The organism is Anaerocolumna aminovalerica (assembly GCF_900115365.1).
GTDB classification, from domain to species: Bacteria; Bacillota; Clostridia; order Lachnospirales; family Lachnospiraceae; genus Anaerocolumna; species Anaerocolumna aminovalerica.
The window spans coordinates 86,301-107,727 of the sequence record NZ_FOWD01000008.1 but is presented as its reverse complement, the minus strand read 5'-3'; the positions used below and the strand labels follow the sequence as shown (position 1 = coordinate 107,727).

Genomic DNA, 21,427 nt, shown 5'->3' with positions numbered 1-21,427 from the left:
TAATACTAAAATTTGATAATATAATTAAAATCCCGAATTTTTTTAAATCGGGATTTTAATTTATATGGTAGCTTAGAACATCATGCAAGGGAGGAAGCTTCTGTGATTGAGCAAACAAATCTCAAGCAAGTTTATATTCCTACTATAGGAGAAATGCAAAGCCGGTATGAAGATGATTTGCGGGAGGAAGCCTTAAAATCATCGGAATATGAGAATCATAAGAAAGTAGAAGAGCAAGGGGCATTTTTTAAAGCCTTCCGAAGATTTGAAAAAAGGGCTGACAAAATTCCTTCTGATACTAAAGAAGGTAATGTGTATTACAAAAAATACAAAGCATATGTAGAAGAAGAAACAGCAAACAAGGGAAAAGAAATACAAGAAATTGAGAACTTAATAGAATATGAAAAGTTTTTTCTTCGCTGGGAAAGAAGAGTCAATAGCGAAAGTAATAATTACAGTCATTACGGCAGTAGTTCAGCTACAAGATACCGGGTTGACCGTATAAAAGAATTGGAAAAAGAATTAGAAATGATTCTGAAAAATTCCCCGGAAGCTTGGGAGTTTTATTATAGACGTCAATTGTTAAGTGATATAGAAACGGTACATCAACAGCGGTTGGTAACTGTCCCTTATGTAGCTAATGCAAAACAAAAAGTAATAGATTCCTTGAATTTAGGTGTCCCGGTATATATTGTAGGACATTTAGGAAGTGGAAAAACGCAATTAGCCACGGAAGCAGCGGTGGATTTTACTGTTCAAAACAGAATACAAAGTGAATTGGAATACAAAATGGAAGAGTGGTTTTCTGTAAATCCAAATGCCACAGAAAAAGACGGGATTGGAAAGTTTGGAGAATTTCTTAATGAAAGAAAACTTTATTATAAGAACATATTTACTAATGGAAGTGAGGAGGAAATAGAATCTTTACAGCCACTGTTTATATCCGGTTCTCATAATTTAACTTATGAAGATATGTTTGTAGAGAAAACCTTGTCTTTAAAAAGCAGTTTCTCCAAAGGATCTTATTCCGACTATCTGAACATGATTATAGGAGATTTTTATGCGTGGATGGATGAGCATAAAACCAGGCTGGAGCAGATGACAGATGAAGAACAGCTACAGCTTAAGATTCAGATATGGAAAAGTTTTTCTGATTTATTAGTAGCAAGTAATAGTGCTTTCGGTACTGAAATCAAAAAAATAGAAAGAGAAATTTTGATTGCAGTAAAAGAAGGACGTCCAGTCATTGTAGACGAATTAAATACAATTGCCATGCAAAACTTAATCGCTTTAAATGATATTTTACAGCGTCATGCAGGCAATACAGCTTATATTACTGGAGTTGGCCCTGTTTTGATTAAACCAGGATTCGGATTTATTGGCACAGGAAACCTGTCAAGCCAAATGGTTAATTATGAAGGGACCAATGAGTTAAATCCAGCATTTAAATCACGTTTTGTAACCATTGAATACAATTATGTATCACAAAAAACAACCGGTTCCTTAGAAGATCAAGAGTTTCCGGAGAAAAACGAACTTTTTAGGGTCATAATAGCCCGGTTGGCTGATAAAAATGGAAATCTTCATGTTCCTGACTCAAAAAGGACATTAGAAGAATTATTTCGGTTTTCTCAATTATGTAAGGTTACTCAGAATGTTTTTATGGGAAAATGGAAAGATGACGAAGCTCAAAAAGACTTTGGAGGGGATGAACCGGAGCTTAGGGAATCTGTATTGTCAATACGAAATATCTTGCACGTTCTAGATAATTGGAATGTGGGGGAAGAAAAAGACTTAAGCAAAGCCTTGTGGGATGGCTTTATTAGTTCAATCACTTATCCTGATGACCAAAACTATATTCTATCACAAGGGGTGCGGTTTGGATTTTTTCCTAAAGGGGAAGGATGGAACGTAGAGACAAAAGCCACAGGAGAAGCAACCACAACATATGACGAAATTCGTACCTGTCCATATCACTATGTTCGTCCATTAACAGAAAGCTTAAGTTATTTAGATGTAGTTCACCTGGTATTTGGAAAAGGAACACCAAGGAAAGCTTTTTCAAAAGAATTAAAAGAAGCTCTTGAAATTGATAATGATGATTTACCTCAGATTGATGGGAAGAAATACCAGGAACTGGACCAACAATTATCTCATTTAGAGCATTCAAAAGACCTGCTTGAATATATGGAAGGTAATGGAGAAGATGTGCAATGAGTATAAAAATGAAAAAAGGTTTATTAGCAGATGGAAAGAAGTTTAAGGAAGAAGTTGAAAAGCTGAGAAAAAAGCTGGATGAATGCCAAGGAAATGGGTATTTAGAGGAAGGCTTCGAAGAAGAGCTGGAAAAACTTTTACAAACAGAAGAAACATTATTAACTGGCTTAATTCCTTATTACCGAGTTTACGCAAATAATTTCAGGAAGATTTCAATGAAGATAAGTCCAATAAAACAATTGGGGGCTTTCAGCTTTGATAGCTTTTTACAAACTTCGTTACAGGTGAATGAAAATCTTTTTATTACAAGCAGTGTAGATAGAAAAGTTCAGTTTTTTTATATAGATACAGAAGTTGATTCTTCGAACCATAAACAAATGGAGGGAGAATGGAGCCCACCTATCAAGGAAATAAAAGAGACAATTTCATTTATATATAAATTAAATGACAAAGAAATTTTGCTTTTGGGAGTCAGAGGGGGATGTTATCTGCTTTCAAGTGATAACTTTGATAAACTGCCTAATGTGGATGGACAGATTGAAGTGAAAAGGATTCAGGCAGATTCTGATTTGAATGGATTTGGAAGATGTTTCCCAATTGGAGATGGTTTGTTTTTAGTGGAAAATGGAGATGAAGCATTACGTTTATTCGAAATAATAAAAGTTAATGAGGAGTATCGTTTAATATCTCACAAAGATATGGACTGCATGATTTCAAATTGGACTACATTAGGAAAAATAAAAGATGATTATTTTGCAGTCGGAACAAAGACGGGAAAATTGAACTTTCTTAAATATAAGAACAAACAACTTACTATTACTGAAGAAGTTGATTTGCTGGATGATGAGATAAGGCAAATCAAATGTTTGGAAGATGAAGATGGCAGCAGGAATTCCCTTATAGTAACAGGTAATAAAGGACAGCTTAAAGTTCTTTCTTTCTATGAAGATTCAAAAGATATAAAAATGGAATTGGATAATTTGAAAGGTAATTTATTTGATGTTCAATCAATAAAAGGTACAGCTGTAATTGTAAGTGAAGATGGAATCTTATACTTACTGGAAGAGAATTTTGGAGATTGGAAATTAAATGAAGAGGCAACTATGAAAGATATCTTTTTTACAGATGTTTTTAAATTGGGTATTTCAAAATATTTAGTCATGGATATAGAAGGTAAATTGAATTTGTTATACATTGATCGGATCAATACACCAAAAGATTTGTGGAATATGCCACTTTATAGGTAGGAGGGAGATGAGTATGTTTGAACTTGATGAACAAGCACTAATAGAGGAATCTAAAAGGCATTGCGAAGAATTTTTACAGAAAGAACAACGCTCATTAGCCACATTTACAGGAGATTCTGGTTTGATGTATATTCCGGATCCGAAACTACAAAGATTTCTGTTGGATCCGTCTAAAGGAGTCTTGTATTTGCCATTGGAAAGTTTTTTAGATAGAGAATTAGATGAAAATCAAATCATGTGGCATATCTACTATGAATTAGCATTATATGCGGATTGGAAAAAACAAGCTAAAAAATATCGGAACAGAAAAAACGATTGGCAGAAAGAAATTGATCACATGACAAACTATGTTTTAGCCAGGATAAAAAAAGAAGGGCTGGTTAATGATCCTGCATACCAATCAAAAGTTATTTCTAATTATGTAAGAAAAGAAATTCTTGATTTCTTGTATCTTTTGGATAAACTGACAGCGTTTTTAAGAGTTTTACAAATGTGTCCTATATACAGGGATGAAGAAAATTTTGAGAAGATTGTTTATTATATGAAACAAACAGGCAGGACTATGGAGTCAATTTCTCAGATGCCCAGGCACAGAGCTTTTGCAAACAGTTTCTTAATGATTGAATTATATAAAGCAGAGCCTAAAATTGAAGAATGTATTGAAAATCCTTTTGACAAAAAAATCTTTAGTCAGCCTTTAATTGATTATATTCATACTCAATTAGTAAGACAAATTAATAATAATCGGGGAATTATAGATAGAGATCCATTCATTCGCTCTTTCATCTTTCCAACTTTTGAACAATTATGGAAACAGGAAATTGATGAAATGATATTTTATAAATCAAAAGGACAGGAAGAAGAACTGATTAAAGGTAGTAAGAATTCTTTTGAACCATCAAAATCAGATGAAATACCGGATTCACTGGAATCTACACAAGAGGAAGTAGAAAAAATTTTAGAAGAGATGCAGAATCAACAAGACCAATCAAGTGAAAGCATACAAAACACGCTACAAGGAAAGGTAGATTTAGAGGTTTATGGTATAAGCCAATCAGATCAACAATTGTTTCAATTTTATTCTAATAAAATGAAACCAGAAAGAGAACAAATGCGTCAATTTTGGAAAAAGTTAATAGGGGACGCAAAAAAAGAAATTAGTGTAAAAAAAGAAGATCAGGTAAATGGGAAATTAGATATAGACAGCTTTATTAATACTTATCCGGATTTTGTAGAAGCTGAAAAAAAGGGAAATTACAAAAATCTGCCTATTTTTAATAAATATCTATTGGAGACTCAGGCAGATGTATTGCCTGAAAGAATAGAAATCTCATTTGTAATAGATAATTCCGGATCAATGGATGCGTCAAAAATTGAAGCAGCCAGAAAAGCTTTGGCAGTGACTTTGTTGTCTATAGATGATTTTAACGGATATTTAAAAGGCAATGCAGAACTGCTAAATCAAAAAGTAGAAGTTTTAAGTGAGACCTGGTTTTTTGGCAGTAAGTATTATAATGTAAAAGATTTTAACCATAAAAATCTGAAAGAAAAAGAAAAAAGCGATATCATCCGCTCAATAGTAAAGTTGGATGCAACAGGGGGAGCAACAGATGATGCAAGCTGCCTTAGAGAAATATCCAATAACATTACCTCACTGCAGGAAAGAGAACTGAAAAAAGGAAAACAAATAAAGATTGTTTTTGAAATTACGGACGGCGCATCAAGTTTCCCAGGAACAGCAAAAGAAGCAGTTCAAGAATTATTATATAAACATGTGGAAGTTTATGCATTTCAAATAGGGAAAAATAGTGAAACAAACGAAAAAATCTTTAACTTTGTATGGAATGAAGGATATAAACAACCACATGGAGTAATAATTGGAGAACAAGTAGAGAAACTGCCTAAAGAATTGTTAAAGGCAGTAAGAAAAAATATGCAGTCTATTTTTAAAAACTAGTTGGAAAGCTGATCTAAGTCATTTAGCCCGTAGTATTGGTAATGTTAAGCAGAAGCGGTGACTGTTATTTTCTATAATCATTACCTTATTTACTTCTATCAGGGGTTGTTGCAATATATTCCATACCGGACATGGATTGTAAACAGTTGATCCTGTTCTGGTATCCCTGTTCTATTGTGCCACAGCCCCATATATAGTAAGTGATTATTTCTACTAAAGATAAAAGTTCAATTTTTCATTTATCAGGAGTAAGTTAATGTTTCATATTTTGCGAAAACTCCCGCATAATGTTCTGTACTTCTTCTATACATTCCGGCTTTAAAATAGCCATCATTCTGGGAATGAAATTTTCCATATACTCAGTATTGAATGAGCCGTCCGCTTGTTTTGCGAAACTCTCTGATAGAAGTGCTTTGGCATCATCCTGTTTGCCTTCTTGTACTCTTTCTAAAATAAAGTTGTAAAATTGTTCCTGACCTTGATTCATAATATCTAATATCCTCCATTCCGGTGCTTAGGCACCATTTTGAGAGTATTATTCCTCATATGCCTTCACATATACAAAATTTTCATTATTTCTTTTCATTTGATAATCTTTATTTAATATGGAATTAATAAATCCATGTCCGTCAGATTCTATGGGCACAAGCTTTATTTTAAGTTCACTTTCCACTTCATCGGCGGTGATATCATCAAGGAAGACCTTCTCGCCGGTTCTTAGCATGTTTGATGGAATCAGAAGGCTGGTACCCAAATCTATTCCCTTATCTTTCTGCTCTTTTAGCTGCTTAATAAGGTCTTGTCCAGTAATTAGTCCTGCTACGGTAATTGTCTCCCCGAAGAAATGGTTTTTTATGCAAAATACATTGATCTTTACATTTGGGAAAGCCTGCATTATTTCTTCTGAAAAGGACTGTATAGTCTTATAAGCCAGCTTTCCGGTAGCTATTGTAATGTTTCTGTGCAGGGACAGCTTTAAACTGTTGTATTCTTCAGCTGCAATAACTTTATTCAATGCCTCATGAAATTCATTTATAAACAGTCTCATCATACCTACACCGTTTTCTAACTGTATATAACCGTCATAAAATTCTTCCTCTGGGAATTCACGTTCAGCAATAATATAAAACTCATCACTGGCATGAATGAAATGAAGCCCATATTTGTCATAAAGCCCCTGTTGATAGCTTTCAATCAAATCGATTACTGAACCGGCTTCTTCCTTAGTAAATAGTTCGAGAGGATACAGCCCCTTACGGTATTTGGTTATCCCCGCAGGTACTACGGATACACTCCTCATAAATGGAAGGTATTTGGACAGATCCTTTATGGATCTTTCAAGTTCGGAGCCATCATTAACATTTTTACATAAGACAATCTGACCGTTCATTTCTATACAACCTTCATATAGCTTATCAAGATTCTTAAGAGCACTTCCGGCGAAACGATTGTTAAGCATCTTACAGCGAAGTTCAGGATTGGTTGTCTGTACGGATATATTAATTGGAGCCAGATTAAAACGGATGATTCTGCTGATGTCTTTTTCTGACATATTAGTCAATGTGATATAGTTGCCTTGGAGGAAAGAAAGTCTTGAATCATCATCCTTGAAATAAAGAGTTTCCCGCATGCCTTTTGGCATCTGGTCAATAAAACAGAAAATGCACTTATTATGGCAGGAACGGTAATCACTCATAAGGCTGTTCTCAAAGTCAATACCCAGATCCTCGTCGTATTCCTTATCTATCTCAAGAATCCATTCTTCACCAGAGCTTTTTCTGATAAGAACTTCAATATAATCATCCTTAATAAGATACTGATAATCAAATACATCGTCAATTTCTTCTTCATTGATAGCTACAAGATAGTCACCGGGTTCTATACCCATTTCTTCACCAATGGAATTAGGCAGCACCGTTTTTATTGGATGACCTTTGGATTTCATTTTCATTTTGTGACCTCTTTCTATAATTTATAATAGTGCTGAATTTATTAATAATTATGCACGTGATTTTCTGCTTATAGGCATATTATCATTTATAATGAGCATTTACTTCTAACTGCAGATTATTATACACATACACCATACGATTGTAAATGACAACATACGCCAATTTTGTATTCTGTTGACGAAAGATGAGGACAAAAAAGTTGGCAGAATTATAATTTATGTGATACAATACTGTTATTAAAAATATAATACATTTAAGGTGTCAGAATACCAAATTGGTTCTGATGAAAAGGGAAACAGGTGAAAATCCTGTACGAACTCGTCACTGTGATAAGGGAGTTGCGGCAAATACGTCACTGATATTAATCGGGAAGACTGCTGTTAATGATGATCTTTTAGTCAGGAGACCTGCCTTGGATGAAGCTACTACAGCCACGAGTAACTGGTTTGGAATGGATGATACGTTTTTTTTGTGTCTAAATTTATACCTCCATGCCCGTTGTGGCAATGGAGGTTTTTTTATGGCAAAAGTAATCATGGTTCAGGGAACTATGTCAAATGCAGGGAAGAGTTTGCTTGTAGCAGGCTTATGCAGAATATTTAAGCAGGATGGTTACCGGGTCGCTCCTTTTAAGTCTCAGAATATGGCCTTGAACTCCTATATTACGGAGGAAGGCCTGGAAATGGGAAGAGCCCAGGTAATGCAGGCAGAGGCAGCAGGAATAAAGCCCTCGGTATTGATGAATCCAATACTATTAAAGCCTACCAATGATATTGGTTCCCAGGTAATTGTAAACGGCGAAGTGATGGGGAATATGAATGCTAAGGATTATTTCAAGCTTAAAAAGAAACTTGTGCCGGATATTAAAAAAGCATATGAAGAACTGGAGAAACAGGCAGATATTATCGTTGTTGAAGGTGCAGGAAGTCCGGCTGAAATCAATTTAAAGGAAAACGATATAGTAAACATGGGGCTGGCAGAAATGCTTAACGCACCGGTACTTTTAGTGGGGGATATTGACAGAGGCGGTGTCTTCGCCCAGCTTATTGGTACCTTAATGCTTTTGGAAGATTGTGAAAAGGCTCGGGTAAAGGGACTTATTATCAATAAGTTCAGGGGAGATAAATCAATTCTGGATCCGGGAATCACAATGCTTGAGAACAAGGGAGGTATTCCGGTAATAGGAGTAGTTCCGTATATGAACGTATCTCTGGAAGATGAGGATAGCCTGACAAGCCGATTTGATAAAAAAGAGGAGGCACAGATAGATATTGCAATTATCAGATTCCCCAGAATCTCAAATTTCAGTGATTTTTCTGTTTTTGAACAAATTAAAGGAGTATCTGTAAGGTATGTTGATTCTGTTACTCAGCTGCATCATCCGGATATGATTATTCTGCCTGGCAGTAAGAATACTATGGGTGACTTAAAATGGATGCGGCAGAATGGCTTAGAGGCAGCAGTGAAAAAGGGAAAAGGTGACTGTGTTATATTTGGAATTTGCGGGGGCTACCAGATGTTAGGCAATAGAATATCTGATCCCTATTCTATAGAAGAGGGAGGATCAATCCGCGGAATGGAATTATTCCCAATGGAAACGGTACTGGAGAAAGAAAAGGTTCGTACTCAGGTAGAAGGATGTTTCGGGAAACTAACCGGTGTACTATCAGGATTATCCGGCATGGGATTAAAAGGTTATGAGATCCATATGGGAATCACCCGGCTTGAGCAAGGCTGTAAACCCCTATGTACTCTTACAAATGCATTGAATGGTCAATGGAAAGAGGATGGAATTTTCGGAGATAATATCTATGGTACTTATGTTCATGGGATTTTTGATGAAGGAACAATTGCTTCTGTTATAGTGAATGGTCTGGCAGAGAGAAAAGGCATTACCTTGGAAGGGGGCCTGATGATGGATTATAGAAGCTTTAAAGAAACCCAATATGATAAGCTTGCAGATACTTTAAGAAAATATTTGGACATGGATGGAATATACAGGATTTTAGAGGGAGGGGAATATGACAGCAGAAGCATTATCTAAATTATATATTGACAGACCGGATGAAAACATTAGGGAAAATGTAAAAAATATCTGGGATGGAATTGCAAAGCCCTTAAAGGGACTTGGCCAATTTGAAACAATTTTCGCACAAATTGGAGCCATAACGGGAACCACACACATTGATATTTCAAAAAAGGCCGTGATTGTTATGTGCGCAGACAATGGAATTGTGGAAGAGGGAGTAACCCAGTATGGCCAGGAGATGACGTCAATTATAGCCTCCAGTATGGTAATGAAGGATACTTCTGTGTGTAAAATGGCAAAAGTGACCGGGGCAGATATCCTGCCGGTGGACATCGGAATAAACAGGGATAATGAGATAGGGGGCATGATTCAACGTAATATTGCACATGGAACCAGGAATTTTAAAAAGGAACCGGCCATGTCACAGGAAGATGTCCTGAAAGCAATAGAAGTTGGAATTGCAATGGTTGCTGACTGTAAAGAACAAGGTTACAGCCTTGTTGCAACAGGAGAAATGGGGATTGGCAATACCACCACAAGCAGTGCAATGACAGCAGCCCTGCTCCAGTGCAGGGTAGAGGATGTTACAGGAAAGGGTGCAGGACTTAGCAGGGAAGGAGTGAATCGTAAAGTGGAAGTTATTAAAGAAGCATTGGATAATTATAACTTTCATAAGAGTGAAACTCTTCGAATCCTGGCAACTGTGGGAGGGTATGACATTGCCGGACTAACAGGAGTTTTTATCGGCGGAGCGGTTCACCATATTCCGGTAGTCATGGATGGTGTGATCAGCGGAGTAGCAGCTTTGACTGCGGAAAGGCTTGTTCCGGGAGTTAAGGATTATATCATCCCTTCTCATCTGAGTAAAGAGCCAGCTGCAATAAAGATAATGGAGGAACTTGGACTGCACCCGGTAATCCATGGGGAAATGGCATTAGGGGAAGGTACCGGTGCTGTGATGATGTTTTCATTACTGGATATGGCACTCTCCTTATATGATAACCCCGTTACTTTTGAAGATATCAATAGGATAGGTAAATAACAATGTTTGTATTAATAACAGGAGGCAGCGGCAGCGGAAAATCCGCCTATGGAGAGAAAACAGTGGTCTCGCTGGCTAATAAGCTAAACGATCCGTCCTTATATTATATTGCTACCATGCAGGTTTACGGTGAGGAAGGCAGAAAAAAGGTGGAACGGCACCGGATATTAAGAGCTGGAAAAGGATTTGAAACCATTGAGCAGCCGGTCAATATACTTGAAGCACTGGAAAATATGAAGAGTGGTAATAAAATAGTTTTGCTGGAGTGTATGTCAAATCTGGTAGCAAATGAGATGTTTTCAGGAGAATTAAACGTAGTGGAGGATGTAGTAGACAAAATTTGTAGAAGTATATGTTCCCTCAGGCAAAAAACAAATGACCTGATTATTGTTACTAATAATGTGTTTGAGGATGGTATTGATTATGAAATTGCAACAAAGAGTTATATGGAAGCATTGGGAAGAATTAATACCCAATTGGCAGCTATGGCGGATGCAGTAACAGAAGTTGTGGCAGGCATTCCGGTTCCAGTAAAGGGGGAATTGATCAAATATGATTAGATTGTTAATCAGATCATTTATAATTTCATTTTCAATGTATTCCAAAATTCCCGTTCCACAGCTTGAATGGAAGGATCAGGATATGAAATATGTTCTTTGCTTTTTCCCTTGGGTGGGTGCTGTAATTGGACTTGTGACAATGCTCTGGGGGATAATTTGCAACAATTTATCTATAGGAAGAGTATTATACACAACGGTTGGAACAGCAATACCTCTTCTTGTTACAGGTGGCTTTCATGTAGATGGCTTTATGGATTCTATGGATGCCTTTCATTCCTACCAGAGCAGGGAAAGGAAGTTGGAAATATTAAAGGATTCTCATATTGGTGCCTTTTCTGTAATACAACTGGTCTTATATTATTTGGTGTATATGGGGGCTTATTCTGAAATTATAAGCCTTAGGGCATTGGCTGTAGTCAGCGCCGGTTTCTTTCTCTCCCGTACTTTATGCGGAATTGGAGTTGTAACCTTTAAAAATGCAAAAAAGGACGGATTACTGTTTCTATTTTCCAGTAAGGCCCATGAAAAGATTGTGAAGATTTCTCTTTATATACAGCTTATACTATGCTTCGCTGTAATGATAACCTTGTCATTATGGGCAGGCATGGCGGTAATTGCCGGAACTTTGTTAACTTTCGGTTATTACCGTTACCGTTGCTATAAGGAATTTGGCGGAATTACTGGGGATACTTCCGGATATTTTGTAACTCTATGCGAAGGAGTTACTGTAGTAATTGTGGGTGTTTGCTCAATAGCAGGGTTGATCTGATGTTAATGGGAGGCAGGTTGAAACAAGATTTTTAACCGGTAATTTGTGGGGCACAAAGTTGCTGTGATTATTTGGCGGCCAAAGTACCGGAATCGAGGATGCAATTACAATAAATATTTAAATTATGGAAGGGAAAGAGTATGGAATTATATATTGGGGGCTATGCCCAGGGAAAATTAAGTTATGTGATGAAGCAGACCGGAGTACCTTTAGAAAAGGTACTGGATGGTGCTTTGGAAACGGACGGTTCCTCTTATGAAGATGTAAGAGTTCTTAACAATTTCCATATGTTAGTAAGGAACTGGTTGAAAGCTGGTGTGGATCCCGAGGAGGAAATAAAAGGGATATTACTTAAATGTCCCCGGTTAATAATTATCAGCGACGAAGTTGGAAACGGAATTGTTCCCATGGAAGCAGAGGAAAGGGAGTATAGGGAGCGGCTTGGAAGAATTCTTTGTACTCTGGCAGAAAAAGCAGAAAAGGTGGAGCGGGTCATATGTGGAATCGGACAGAGACTCAAATAAATCTGATACTAATACGACATGGAGAGACAACCTCCAATTCCTTTGGCAGATATCTTGGGCGAACAGATGAAGAACTGTCAGCGAAGGGAAGAGAAAAGCTTATTACCAATAAAATGGCAGGGAAATATCCAAAGGGAGAGATTATATTTTCAAGTCCCATGAAACGCTGCCTTCAGACCGCAGATATTATCTATAGCTGCAGGAAACCTATTTTGATACAGGAATGGAAGGAGATGGATTTTGGCCGTTTTGAAGGTAAGAACTATAAGGAATTGAAGGAAGATATACAGTATCAAGCCTGGATTGACAGCAATGGGGAATTACCCTTTCCGGAAGGAGAAAGCAGAGAGGAATTTGAAGTCAGATGCAAGGAAGGTTTACATAAGCTGCTTGGAGTAATGGAGCAAAAAGCAGGAGAAGCACCGGCCACAGCAGCAGTTATAGTTCATGGGGGCAGCATTATGGCGCTGTTAAGTGCTTACTGCGGAGGGGATTATTTTGATTACGGGTGCAAGAATGGAGAAGGGTATGTGTGCTCCTTAATCAGGAATAACAGTGAAATAAGAATAGAAATAATACGGAAGTTATAGAGGAATAATCAATGATTTATCATATTGCTGGCTTTTTTATTGGATTTATTATGGACTTATTACTTGGAGATCCTTACTGGCTTCCTCATCCAATCCGATTAATCGGAAAACTAATAGCAGAATTAGACAAAAAGCTGTTAGGAGATATCAGTGAGAGGGAACGAAACTATAAAAAAGAATTCATGAAAGGGATTTGCCTTACTGTTCTGGTATTAGTGATTACCGTAGCTGTAACAGCTATTATCTTATGTTCTGCATATAAAGCAGCACCCTTACTAGGCCTGGCTGTGGAAAGTATTATGTCCTATCAGATGCTGGCCACAAAATGCTTAAAGGTAGAAAGTATGAAGGTATATGTAAAGTTAAAGGAAGGGAATCTACAGGGTGCAAGAGAAGCGGTTTCTATGATTGTGGGACGAGACACCCGGGTACTGGATGAAAGCGGTGTAGCAAAGGCCGCCATTGAAACAGTTGCCGAGAATACTTCTGATGGTATTATTGCACCCATGCTCTGTCTGGCAATTGGCGGGCCGGTTCTTGGCTTTTTTTATAAGGCAGTTAATACCATGGATTCTATGGTGGGATATAAGAATGACAGGTATCTTTATTTTGGAAGGGCAGCTGCTAAACTTGATGATGTGCTAAACTTCCTTCCTGCCAGAATCAGTGCAGTACTTATGATAGTTTCCTGCTCCTTTGCCGGAAAAGAATACAATAGGAAACATGCATGGAAGATCTATAAGCGGGACAGAAGAAATCATGCCAGTCCAAACTCTGCCCATACGGAAGCAGTATGTGCCGGAGCTTTAGGGATACGTCTTGCCGGAGATAACAGCTATTTTGGCAAAGTTGTAAAAAAGCCATATATTGGAGATGACTTAAGGGCAGTGGAATTCGAAGATATTGTACGGGTAAATCGCCTGCTGTACATAACTGCAGGGCTTTGTGAAGGAATATGTCTGCTTTGTATGGGAATTTTGCAGATGGTTTTTTAGTTAGGAGGAATAGATGTTTCACGGCGGTGACATATATCGAAATAAAGTTAAAATAGATTTTTCAGTAAATATCAATCCTCTTGGGATGCCGGCTGCAGTTAGGAAGGCACTGTTAGAGGCAGTGGAAAATTGTGAACAGTATCCGGATATTAAGGCAGAGAGGCTGACAGAAAGTCTTGCTGAAAGAATGGGAGTTAATAAGGAACATATCTTACTTGGGAATGGGGCATCGGAGCTGTTTACAGCAATTATCCATGCCGTGGATCCGGGGAGAATCGTGATACCGGTTCCTTCCTTTTATGGATATGAAAGAGCAGTGATGTCTTCCCGGGGGGAAGTACTTTTCTATGAGATGAAGGAAGAGATGGGTTATACACTTGATAAAGGGATTATGGAATATCTTACGGAGGAAACGGACTTGCTTTTTCTGGCTAATCCCAATAACCCGGTAGGAAATTTGATAGACAGCGCTCTGTTGGAACAAATTGCAGAGGAGTGCAAAAGGAAGCAGATACTTATTGTACTTGATGAATGTTTTCTTGAATTTTCAGGTAAGGAAGAAAGGTATACATACAAAAATAGACTGGAAACCTACCCCCATGTGATAGTTGTCAGTGCATTTACAAAAATCTATGCAATACCGGGAGCAAGACTGGGTTACCTGTTCTGTGGTGATAAGGAATTAAGAAACAGGATTGAAAAACATCTGCCGGAATGGAATTTATCTGTTTTTGCTCAGGCAGCCGGAATTGCAGCTTGTCAGGAAAAGGAGTACATAGAAGAGAGCATACAGGTTGTAGAGACAGAGAGGCAATATCTTAAAGGTCAGTTGGAACAGTTGGGAATTAAGGTATATCCTTCTGACGCGGATTATCTGCTAATAAGAACGGATCTGCAGCTATATGATGAATTGCTTAAGAAAGAAATACTGATTCGTGATTGCAGTAATTTTAGAGGATTAGGAAGAGGATATTACCGGATTGCGGTTAAGAAGCATTCGGATAATGTGATGCTGATAAAAGGGGTTAAAGAGATGTTGCAAGGGGATATCATGTTTGGAAGGTTGAAAGAAATTCATTCTTTCCAATACGTTGAAAGGAGCATGGATATAAAGATGCATAATATTGAATTTGTACTTCCTGAGGAGATAGAAAAGAGAAGTTTTGAGATTATATCCAGGGAGCTTAAGGAAAGAAATATTTTGCTGCCGCCGGAGCAGGAGATGGTCACCAAGCGGGTTATCCATACCAGTGCGGATTTTGAATATGCAGATACCCTTGTGTTTTCTGAAGGAGCAGTTGAGAAAGGAAAGCAGTTGATTAAAGAAGGTGCGGATATCGTTACAGACACCAATATGGCAATGGCAGGTATTAATAAGACTGTATTGGCACGTTTTGGAGGTAGTGCTCATTGTTTTATGGCAGAAAAGGAGATTGCGGTTCTGGCAAAGGAACGCCAGATCACAAGAGCGGCTGTTAGTATGGAGTGGGCTTCCAAAATAGAGAAACCAGTAATATTTGTTGTTGGGAATGCTCCTACTGCTTTGGTTCAGTTATATGAAATGATAGAGAGCAGGATGTTCCGGCCTGCATTTATTATTGGTGTACCGGTTGGCTTTGTCAACGTGGAAGCAGCCAAGGAGTTAATATTAAAGACAGATGTTCCTTATATCGTTAACCGCGGAAGAAAAGGCGGAAGTAATGTGGCGGCAGCAATATGCAATGCCATTCTTTATGAACTTGGGAGATAGGAATGAGATATGGTTTTACAACTGGAAGCTGTGCAGCAGCTGCGGCAAAGGCAAGTGCCTATATGCTTTTGACCGGAAAAGAAAAAAGAACAATTACAATTGATACCCCCAAGGGAATTCCTTTTGATGCAGTAATCGAGGAGATTACCAGAGAGGAATTCAGGGTTAGCTGCGCAGTAAGAAAAGATGGGGGAGATGATCCGGATGTTACTACCGGAGCGTTGATCTTTGCCGAGGTTTCATTAGTGGGGGAAGAATCAGGTTTTAAAGGTGGTAAAATTCTGATCGATGGAGGCCTTGGAGTTGGAAGAGTGACTAAGGCAGGTCTGGATCAGCCCGTTGGGAATGCAGCTATTAATCATGTTCCCCGGGAAATGATTACAAAAGAGGTTGAGGAAATCTGTGAGCTAACGGATTATCATGGAAAAATTCGAGTGGTAATATCAGTCCCCCATGGGGAAATGCTTGCGGAAAAGACCTTTAATCCAAAGCTTGGAATTACCGGAGGAATATCCATCCTTGGTACTACCGGTATTGTAGAACCAATGAGCAGTCAGGCACTTCTTGAGACTATACGGGTGGAGCTGAATGTAAAGAAAGAAGGAGGGCAGAAAGCTGTTGCTGTAACACCGGGTAATTATGGGCAGGCTTTTATGAAGAATGCTTATCAATATGATTTGGACAGAAGTGTCAAATGCAGTAATTTTATCGGAGATGTTATTGATATGGCATCTGAGGCGGGGTTTGAGGAAATGCTCCTAACCGGCCATGTGGGTAAACTGGTTAAGCTCTCCGGTGGGATGATGAATACTCACTCGAAAGAGGGAGATTGCAGGATGGAACTAATGATGGCGGCAGGAATTCAAGCCGGAATATCTTTAAAGGCCGCAAAGGATATTCTTACCTGTGTCTCTACGGAGGAAGCAGTACGGATACTGAAGGAATATGGGAAAGTTATGGAGACTATGGAAATTATCATGGATAAAGCATGTTATTATCTGAATAAGCGGGCAGCCGGGAGGCTTCATATAGAATGTATCATGTATGCCAATGATTTTGGAGAATTGGCAAAGAGTAAAGGCGCAGAAAAATTATTAAAAAAAATTAAGGAGGTGGAAGTGTAACTATGGTTTATTTTGTAGGAGCAGGAACAGGGGCGGTAGATTTAATTACCGTAAGAGGAATGAACATGCTGGAGAAAGCGGATGTGGTCATCTATGCAGGTTCTTTGGTAAATCCGGAGCTTTTAAAGTATACAAAAAAAGATTGCAGCATATATAACAGTGCAAAAATGACTCTGGAAGAAGTAATCCAGGTTATAGAGCAGGCAGAACAAAATAATAAAAATACTGTACGCCTTCATACAGGTGATCCAAGTATCTATGGGGCCGTCAGGGAGCAGATGGATCTTTTGGATGAGCTTGGAGTAGAATATGAGAGTTGTCCAGGGGTTAGTGCCTGCTTTGGAGCAGCAGCTTCATTAAATCTGGAATATACCCTGCCTGGGATTGCACAAAGCCTTATTATTACCAGGATGGAAGGAAAGACAGCGGTTCCTGAAGAGGAGAGCATAGAAAGCCTGGCATCACACGGAACTTCCATGGCAATTTATCTAAGCACAGGGATGCTTGGAGAATTGAGAAAAAGACTGCTTAAGGGAGCATATCGGCCGGATACGCCGGCGGTTATAGTTTATAAGGCTACCTGGCCGGAGGAAGAGGCTTATCTGTGTACCATTGAAACCCTGGAGGAGACAGCAAAAGCTCATGGAATAACAAAGACCGCCATAATTCTGATTGGAGATGCAATAGCCCCTCAAAAATACAGTCGTTCCAGACTATATGCACCGGATTTTGAAACAGAATTCAGAGGAATGCGTTTATGAAGTTAAGCATAATAAGCTTTACTGAAAGAGGACGGGCACTTTCCATGACTGTACAAAATGTCCTGGAGCAGGAAATAGATGTTACCGTTTATACAAAGTGTAAGATACTGGAGACAAATAAAGTCCCTATGAAAGGGAAAGGTATTGAAGGACCAGAGTATATTAAGAAGGATCTCCTAACTTGGGTGGGAGAGCAGTTTCAGTCACAGAATGCACTGCTGTTTATTGGAGCCTGTGGCATTGCCATTCGCACTATTGCACCTTTTGTGAAGGATAAGCTGGAGGAACCGGCAGTTCTGGTAATGGATGAGGCTGGTAGGTTTGTTATACCGGTATTGTCAGGACATTATGGCGGAGCCAATGGACTTGCTGAAATAATAGCAGAAAAACTGGGTGGAACAGCGGTACTTACCACTGCAACAGATGTAAACAATTTATTTGCAGTAGATGTATTTGCCAGAAAAAATGGCCTTGTAATCTGTAATCGAAAAGGAATTAAAGAGGTTTCCTCGGCAGTGCTTGCTGGGAAAAAGGTAACCATTGCTATGGCTTGTAACTATCAGGGAAGGCTGCCGGAAGAACTTACCTTGATTTCCTACCCGGTGGTAGGTAAGGCTTCCATTATCATCTCTCCTTTTTTGGAAGATGTAGTCAAAGCAGATCTGCAGCTTTGCCCCAAGGTTTATATTGTTGGGATTGGATGCAGACGAGGAAAATCCCTTCTTGAGATAGAGGAAGTGGTAAAAAGACAGCTGTTAAAGGTAGGAATCCGGCAGGAGTCGGTGGCGTCCCTTGCCTCTATTGATCGAAAGAAGGAAGAAGTAGGTTTATTGGAGTATGCTGAGAAATATAACCTGCCTTACCAGACTTTTTCTGAGGAAGAACTTAAGCACATCCCAGGAGAGTACACTTTCTCCTCTTTTGTACAGGAACAGGTGGGTGTGGATAATGTTAGTGAGCGCGCTGCCATGGCAGCTTGTGGAGAGGGGGGAAGGCTGCTTACAAGAAAATACCCGGAGAATGGGATTACTGTAGCAATTGCAGAACGAAAATGGAGTGTGACTTTTGATGAAGTATAATATTTATGTTGTAGGAATGGGCCCAGGGGCAGAAGAGATGATGACATCCCAGGCAGTAAGGGCTTTAGAGGAAAGCCAGGTTATTATCGGTTATCCGGTATACCTGGATTTGCTGACAGAACGTTTTGCAGGGAAGGAATTCTTATCCACACCTATGAGAAAAGAAGCAGAGCGTTGCAGGATGTGCTTTGAGGAAGCTTGTAAGGGAAAAAAGGTAGCCATGATTTGCAGCGGAGATGCGGGGGTATATGGGATGGCATCCTTGATGTATGAGATGAGTACGGAATATCCGGATTGTAAACTTACCATTATTCCGGGAATAACCGCTGCCAATAGCGGAGCTGCTTGTCTTGGAGCACCTTTAGGTCATGATTATTGTGTTATAAGTTTAAGTGATCTATTGACTCCCTGGGAAACCATTGAAAGAAGATTAAGGGCGGCAGCCACAGGAGATTTCTGCATTGCGATCTATAATCCCTCCAGTTATAAGAGAGCGGATTATTTAAGAAAAGCCTGTGATATCTTATTAGAGCAGTTTGAGGAAAGCAGAATCTGCGGATATGTGGAAAACATAGGGCGGGAAGGAACAAAAACCGTTACTTGTTCACTAAGGGAGTTAAGAGAAGCACAGGTTAATATGTTTACAACCGTATTTATTGGTAATTCCCAGACAGAGCTACTGGAAGGGAAATTAGTTACAAAAAGGGGATATCAGCTATGAAACAGATACTGATTTTTTCAGGAACAACAGAAGGACGCAGCTTGGCAGAATACCTGTGTAGAAACGGCATTCACTGTACAGTCTGCGTCGCTACGGAATACGGAGAGCAGGTCATGGATAAACAGGAGGGACTTACAGTTCGTCAGGGTAGAATGACTGCGGAAGAAATGAAGGACTTCATTGATGAAGGGGGCTTCCTTGGGGTAGTGGATGCTACTCACCCCTTTGCAACTGTTGTTTCAGAAAATATCATACAAAGTATGAAGGATAGTCATCTTCCTTATTTCCGGCTAAAGCGGAATACGAATAACAGATTGGAACAAGAGGGGGATGTTACCTTTTTTGGCAGCAATGAAACCTGCGCTGCCGCTTTGGAAGATACGGAGGGAAATATTCTTCTTACGACTGGAAGTAAAGAACTGGGAGTATACAGCAAATCAGAAAATCTACGTTCCCGGATTTATGCAAGAGTATTGCCGGGACTGGAAAGCATAGCCCTATGTCAGGAGAATGGAATTACAGGAAAGCAGATACTAGCTTTGCAGGGACCTTTCTCCCTGGAATTAAATGAAGCAATCATAAGGCAGTATGCTATCCGTTGGATGGTTACCAAGGAAAGCGGAAATAACGGCGGTTTTTTAGAAAAGATACAGGCTGCCCAAAATACCGGAATTAAGACAATGGTAATAGGGAACCCGGAAAAAATTGGTGGATATACCTTTCATGAAGTATGCAAAGAGCTGGAAAAGCTGACAGGTGTTAAGCTGGAACAGAAATGCAGAATTGATATTTCACTGGTAGGTACGGGAATGGGGAATCAAGCACTATTGACCCTGGAGGCTAAGGAACGGATTAAGGAAGCAGATCTGATTTTTGGTCCGCAGCGGCTTCTGGCAGGTATTTCATCAGATGTAGAAAAACTGCCGTATTATTTGGCAAAGGATATCATACCAAGTTTAATAGAAAAATCTTCAAAGGGGTATGGATATAATGAAAAGTTAAGGGCAGCCATTTTATTTTCCGGAGATACCGGTTTCTACAGCGGAGCCGGGAAGCTTTATGAAGAGTTGTTGAGGGAGATGAAAGCTGGAAGATTAGCAGCAACAGTAAAAATCTATCCAGGGATATCCTGCGTATCCTATCTGGCAGCAAAACTAGGATGCAGCTGGCAGGATGCAGCTATTATAAGTATCCATGGAAGAACTGCCAATATACCGGAGGCAGTCAGAACCAATGGGAGGACATTTCTTTTAGTCTCTGGATTAGAGGACATGAAGGCGCTTGGATCCATTCTTATTAAAGCAGGTATGAAAGAGGTAAAAATCTATGTAGGGTATCAGCTTTCTTATCCGGAAGAACAGATTATGGTATTATCACCAGCAGATTGTTCAGCCCTTGAGGAAGAGGGACTTTATGTCTGCCTGATAGAGAATAACAATGCAGGGAACAGATTCCTCACTCATGGGTTGCCGGATAGAGTCTTTCTCAGAGATAAGGTTCCCATGACAAAGGAAGAGATAAGGGAAATATCTATATGCAAACTCAGGCTATACCAGAATGGGGTTCTTTATGATATCGGAAGCGGCACAGGCTCTATAGCGGTAGAGTGTGCCGGATTATCGGAACATCTACAGGTATATGCCATTGATAAAAAGAGGGAAGCTGCTGGCTTGACGGAAGATAACCGGTTAAAGCACAACCTTAACAACATAACTGTTATTGAGGGAGAAGCGCCGGAGGTATTTAACGGATTGCCTGCTCCTACCCATGCCTTCCTTGGTGGAAGCAGCGGAAACATGAAGGATATTCTTGAAAAACTTTATGAAAAAAATCCCCGGCTTCATGTGGTTATCAATGCAATAACTTTGGAAACAATCAGCGAAGTAACAGCTCTTCTAAGTATTCTTCCGGTAGAAAATCAGGAGATTGTCCAAGTTCAGGTAAGCAGGGCAAATACTTTGGGCAGATATCATTTGATGCAGGCAGAGAATCCTGTTTATATTATCTCCTTTGACTTTAAAGTTCACATGGCAGGGGGAGAAGTGTAAAAGAAAACATTTTCACAAATGGAAGACCGCTATGCACAAATTATCCAGAAAGGAGCATGGCT

Annotated in this window: 18 protein-coding genes, 1 pseudogene and 1 riboswitch; of the genes and pseudogenes, 17 read left to right on the top strand and 2 right to left on the bottom strand. The window is 39.1% G+C overall.

Going from position 1 to position 21,427, the window contains the following annotated elements:
* The first annotated feature begins 102 nt into the window (after positions 1 to 102).
* From BM183_RS06625 to BM183_RS06615, 3 genes are read left to right on the top strand one after another with little or no spacing between them, the layout of a single operon-like run.
* Positions 103 to 2,217: a hypothetical protein gene (locus tag BM183_RS06625; protein ID WP_091685472.1), complete on the top strand. Its 2,115-nt coding sequence runs from the start codon at positions 103 to 105 to the stop codon at positions 2,215 to 2,217.
* On the top strand, positions 2,214 to 3,464 hold the full coding sequence (locus BM183_RS06620) for a hypothetical protein (protein WP_242960891.1): 1,251 nt from the start codon (positions 2,214 to 2,216) through the stop codon (positions 3,462 to 3,464). The genes BM183_RS06625 and BM183_RS06620 overlap by 4 nt, the downstream gene beginning before the upstream one ends.
* Before the next feature lie 13 nt (positions 3,465 to 3,477).
* Positions 3,478 to 5,421 carry a vWA domain-containing protein gene (locus BM183_RS06615; RefSeq protein ID WP_091685471.1) on the top strand — a complete coding sequence of 648 codons (1,944 nt, stop codon included), beginning with the start codon at positions 3,478 to 3,480 and terminating at the stop codon, positions 5,419 to 5,421.
* Between the two features lie 253 nt (positions 5,422 to 5,674).
* On the opposite strand, the gene BM183_RS06610 is transcribed toward BM183_RS06615, so the two are convergent.
* Positions 5,675 to 5,908 (bottom strand): hypothetical protein, encoded by a 234-nt coding sequence (locus BM183_RS06610; RefSeq protein WP_091685469.1) that lies wholly within the window; start codon positions 5,906 to 5,908, stop codon positions 5,675 to 5,677.
* A gap of 48 nt (positions 5,909 to 5,956) precedes the next feature.
* The gene (locus BM183_RS06605) at positions 5,957 to 7,372 is read right to left on the bottom strand and encodes a DUF512 domain-containing protein (protein ID WP_091685467.1); all 1,416 of its coding nucleotides are present in this window, start codon (positions 7,370 to 7,372) and stop codon (positions 5,957 to 5,959) included.
* A 240-nt stretch (positions 7,373 to 7,612) separates the two neighbouring features.
* Positions 7,613 to 7,802: riboswitch (cobalamin riboswitch) on the top strand.
* Between the two features lie 91 nt (positions 7,803 to 7,893).
* On the opposite strand from BM183_RS06605, the gene BM183_RS06600 reads away from it, so the two are divergent.
* The 14 genes and pseudogenes from BM183_RS06600 (at position 7,894) to cobK (ending at position 21,365) form a co-directional block, all read left to right on the top strand.
* A complete protein-coding gene (locus tag BM183_RS06600) occupies positions 7,894 to 9,417 on the top strand; it encodes a cobyric acid synthase (protein WP_091685466.1) in 1,524 nt (507 codons plus the stop codon).
* The gene (gene cobT, locus BM183_RS06595) at positions 9,395 to 10,444 is read left to right on the top strand and encodes a nicotinate-nucleotide--dimethylbenzimidazole phosphoribosyltransferase (RefSeq protein ID WP_091685464.1); all 1,050 of its coding nucleotides are present in this window, start codon (positions 9,395 to 9,397) and stop codon (positions 10,442 to 10,444) included. The genes BM183_RS06600 and cobT overlap by 23 nt, the downstream gene beginning before the upstream one ends.
* Before the next feature lie 2 nt (positions 10,445 to 10,446).
* Positions 10,447 to 11,004: a bifunctional adenosylcobinamide kinase/adenosylcobinamide-phosphate guanylyltransferase gene (locus BM183_RS06590; RefSeq protein WP_091685463.1), complete on the top strand. Its 558-nt coding sequence runs from the start codon at positions 10,447 to 10,449 to the stop codon at positions 11,002 to 11,004.
* On the top strand, positions 10,997 to 11,773 hold the full coding sequence (locus BM183_RS06585) for an adenosylcobinamide-GDP ribazoletransferase (RefSeq protein WP_242960889.1): 777 nt from the start codon (positions 10,997 to 10,999) through the stop codon (positions 11,771 to 11,773). The genes BM183_RS06590 and BM183_RS06585 overlap by 8 nt, the downstream gene beginning before the upstream one ends.
* A 140-nt stretch (positions 11,774 to 11,913) precedes the next feature.
* Positions 11,914 to 12,297, top strand: coding sequence for a bifunctional adenosylcobinamide kinase/adenosylcobinamide-phosphate guanylyltransferase (locus tag BM183_RS06580; protein WP_091685461.1), 384 nt, complete (start codon positions 11,914 to 11,916; stop codon positions 12,295 to 12,297).
* Positions 12,270 to 12,887, top strand: a complete 618-nt coding sequence (locus BM183_RS06575; RefSeq protein ID WP_091685460.1) for a histidine phosphatase family protein — start codon at positions 12,270 to 12,272, stop codon at positions 12,885 to 12,887. The genes BM183_RS06580 and BM183_RS06575 overlap by 28 nt, the downstream gene beginning before the upstream one ends.
* Before the next feature lie 11 nt (positions 12,888 to 12,898).
* Positions 12,899 to 13,882 carry an adenosylcobinamide-phosphate synthase CbiB gene (gene cbiB, locus BM183_RS06570; protein WP_091685458.1) on the top strand — a complete coding sequence of 328 codons (984 nt, stop codon included), beginning with the start codon at positions 12,899 to 12,901 and terminating at the stop codon, positions 13,880 to 13,882.
* Positions 13,883 to 13,895: 13 nt separating this feature from the next.
* Positions 13,896 to 14,825, top strand: a pseudogene (locus BM183_RS21480) (pyridoxal phosphate-dependent aminotransferase); the annotation flags it as partial.
* A gap of 171 nt (positions 14,826 to 14,996) precedes the next feature.
* Positions 14,997 to 15,632, top strand: coding sequence for a precorrin-8X methylmutase (locus BM183_RS21475; RefSeq protein WP_334292866.1), 636 nt, complete (start codon positions 14,997 to 14,999; stop codon positions 15,630 to 15,632).
* Positions 15,633 to 15,634: 2 nt separating this feature from the next.
* A complete protein-coding gene (cbiD, locus tag BM183_RS06560) occupies positions 15,635 to 16,756 on the top strand; it encodes a cobalt-precorrin-5B (C(1))-methyltransferase CbiD (protein ID WP_091685454.1) in 1,122 nt (373 codons plus the stop codon).
* A 2-nt stretch (positions 16,757 to 16,758) separates the two neighbouring features.
* Positions 16,759 to 17,517, top strand: coding sequence for a precorrin-4 C(11)-methyltransferase (gene cobM, locus BM183_RS06555; RefSeq protein ID WP_091685452.1), 759 nt, complete (start codon positions 16,759 to 16,761; stop codon positions 17,515 to 17,517).
* Positions 17,514 to 18,596: a cobalt-precorrin 5A hydrolase gene (locus BM183_RS06550; protein ID WP_091685450.1), complete on the top strand. Its 1,083-nt coding sequence runs from the start codon at positions 17,514 to 17,516 to the stop codon at positions 18,594 to 18,596. The genes cobM and BM183_RS06550 overlap by 4 nt, the downstream gene beginning before the upstream one ends.
* A complete protein-coding gene (cobJ, locus tag BM183_RS06545) occupies positions 18,586 to 19,317 on the top strand; it encodes a precorrin-3B C(17)-methyltransferase (protein ID WP_091685448.1) in 732 nt (243 codons plus the stop codon). Before BM183_RS06550 ends, cobJ begins: the two co-directional genes overlap by 11 nt.
* Positions 19,314 to 21,365, top strand: a complete 2,052-nt coding sequence (gene cobK / locus BM183_RS06540; protein ID WP_091685446.1) for a precorrin-6A reductase — start codon at positions 19,314 to 19,316, stop codon at positions 21,363 to 21,365. Before cobJ ends, cobK begins: the two co-directional genes overlap by 4 nt.
* Positions 21,366 to 21,427 lie beyond the last annotated feature (62 nt).

Excerpts from the sequence above, each read along its gene's own strand:
- BM183_RS06620 (WP_242960891.1), top strand. The coding sequence starts at position 2,214 with ATGAGTATAAAAATGAAAAAAGGTTTATTAGCAGATGGAAAGAAGTTT.
- BM183_RS06615 (WP_091685471.1), top strand. The coding sequence starts at position 3,478 with ATGTTTGAACTTGATGAACAAGCACTAATAGAGGAATCTAAAAGGCAT.
- BM183_RS06610 (WP_091685469.1), bottom strand. The coding sequence starts at position 5,908 with ATGAATCAAGGTCAGGAACAATTTTACAACTTTATTTTAGAAAGAGTA.
- BM183_RS06605 (WP_091685467.1), bottom strand. The coding sequence starts at position 7,372 with ATGAAAATGAAATCCAAAGGTCATCCAATAAAAACGGTGCTGCCTAAT.
- BM183_RS06600 (WP_091685466.1), top strand. The coding sequence starts at position 7,894 with ATGGCAAAAGTAATCATGGTTCAGGGAACTATGTCAAATGCAGGGAAG.
- cobT (WP_091685464.1), top strand. The coding sequence starts at position 9,395 with ATGACAGCAGAAGCATTATCTAAATTATATATTGACAGACCGGATGAA.
- BM183_RS06590 (WP_091685463.1), top strand. The coding sequence starts at position 10,447 with ATGTTTGTATTAATAACAGGAGGCAGCGGCAGCGGAAAATCCGCCTAT.
- BM183_RS06585 (WP_242960889.1), top strand. The coding sequence starts at position 10,997 with ATGATTAGATTGTTAATCAGATCATTTATAATTTCATTTTCAATGTAT.
- BM183_RS06580 (WP_091685461.1), top strand. The coding sequence starts at position 11,914 with ATGGAATTATATATTGGGGGCTATGCCCAGGGAAAATTAAGTTATGTG.
- BM183_RS06575 (WP_091685460.1), top strand. The coding sequence starts at position 12,270 with ATGTGGAATCGGACAGAGACTCAAATAAATCTGATACTAATACGACAT.
- cbiB (WP_091685458.1), top strand. The coding sequence starts at position 12,899 with ATGATTTATCATATTGCTGGCTTTTTTATTGGATTTATTATGGACTTA.
- BM183_RS21475 (WP_334292866.1), top strand. The coding sequence starts at position 14,997 with ATGCATAATATTGAATTTGTACTTCCTGAGGAGATAGAAAAGAGAAGT.
- cbiD (WP_091685454.1), top strand. The coding sequence starts at position 15,635 with ATGAGATATGGTTTTACAACTGGAAGCTGTGCAGCAGCTGCGGCAAAG.
- cobM (WP_091685452.1), top strand. The coding sequence starts at position 16,759 with ATGGTTTATTTTGTAGGAGCAGGAACAGGGGCGGTAGATTTAATTACC.
- BM183_RS06550 (WP_091685450.1), top strand. The coding sequence starts at position 17,514 with ATGAAGTTAAGCATAATAAGCTTTACTGAAAGAGGACGGGCACTTTCC.
- cobJ (WP_091685448.1), top strand. The coding sequence starts at position 18,586 with ATGAAGTATAATATTTATGTTGTAGGAATGGGCCCAGGGGCAGAAGAG.
- cobK (WP_091685446.1), top strand. The coding sequence starts at position 19,314 with ATGAAACAGATACTGATTTTTTCAGGAACAACAGAAGGACGCAGCTTG.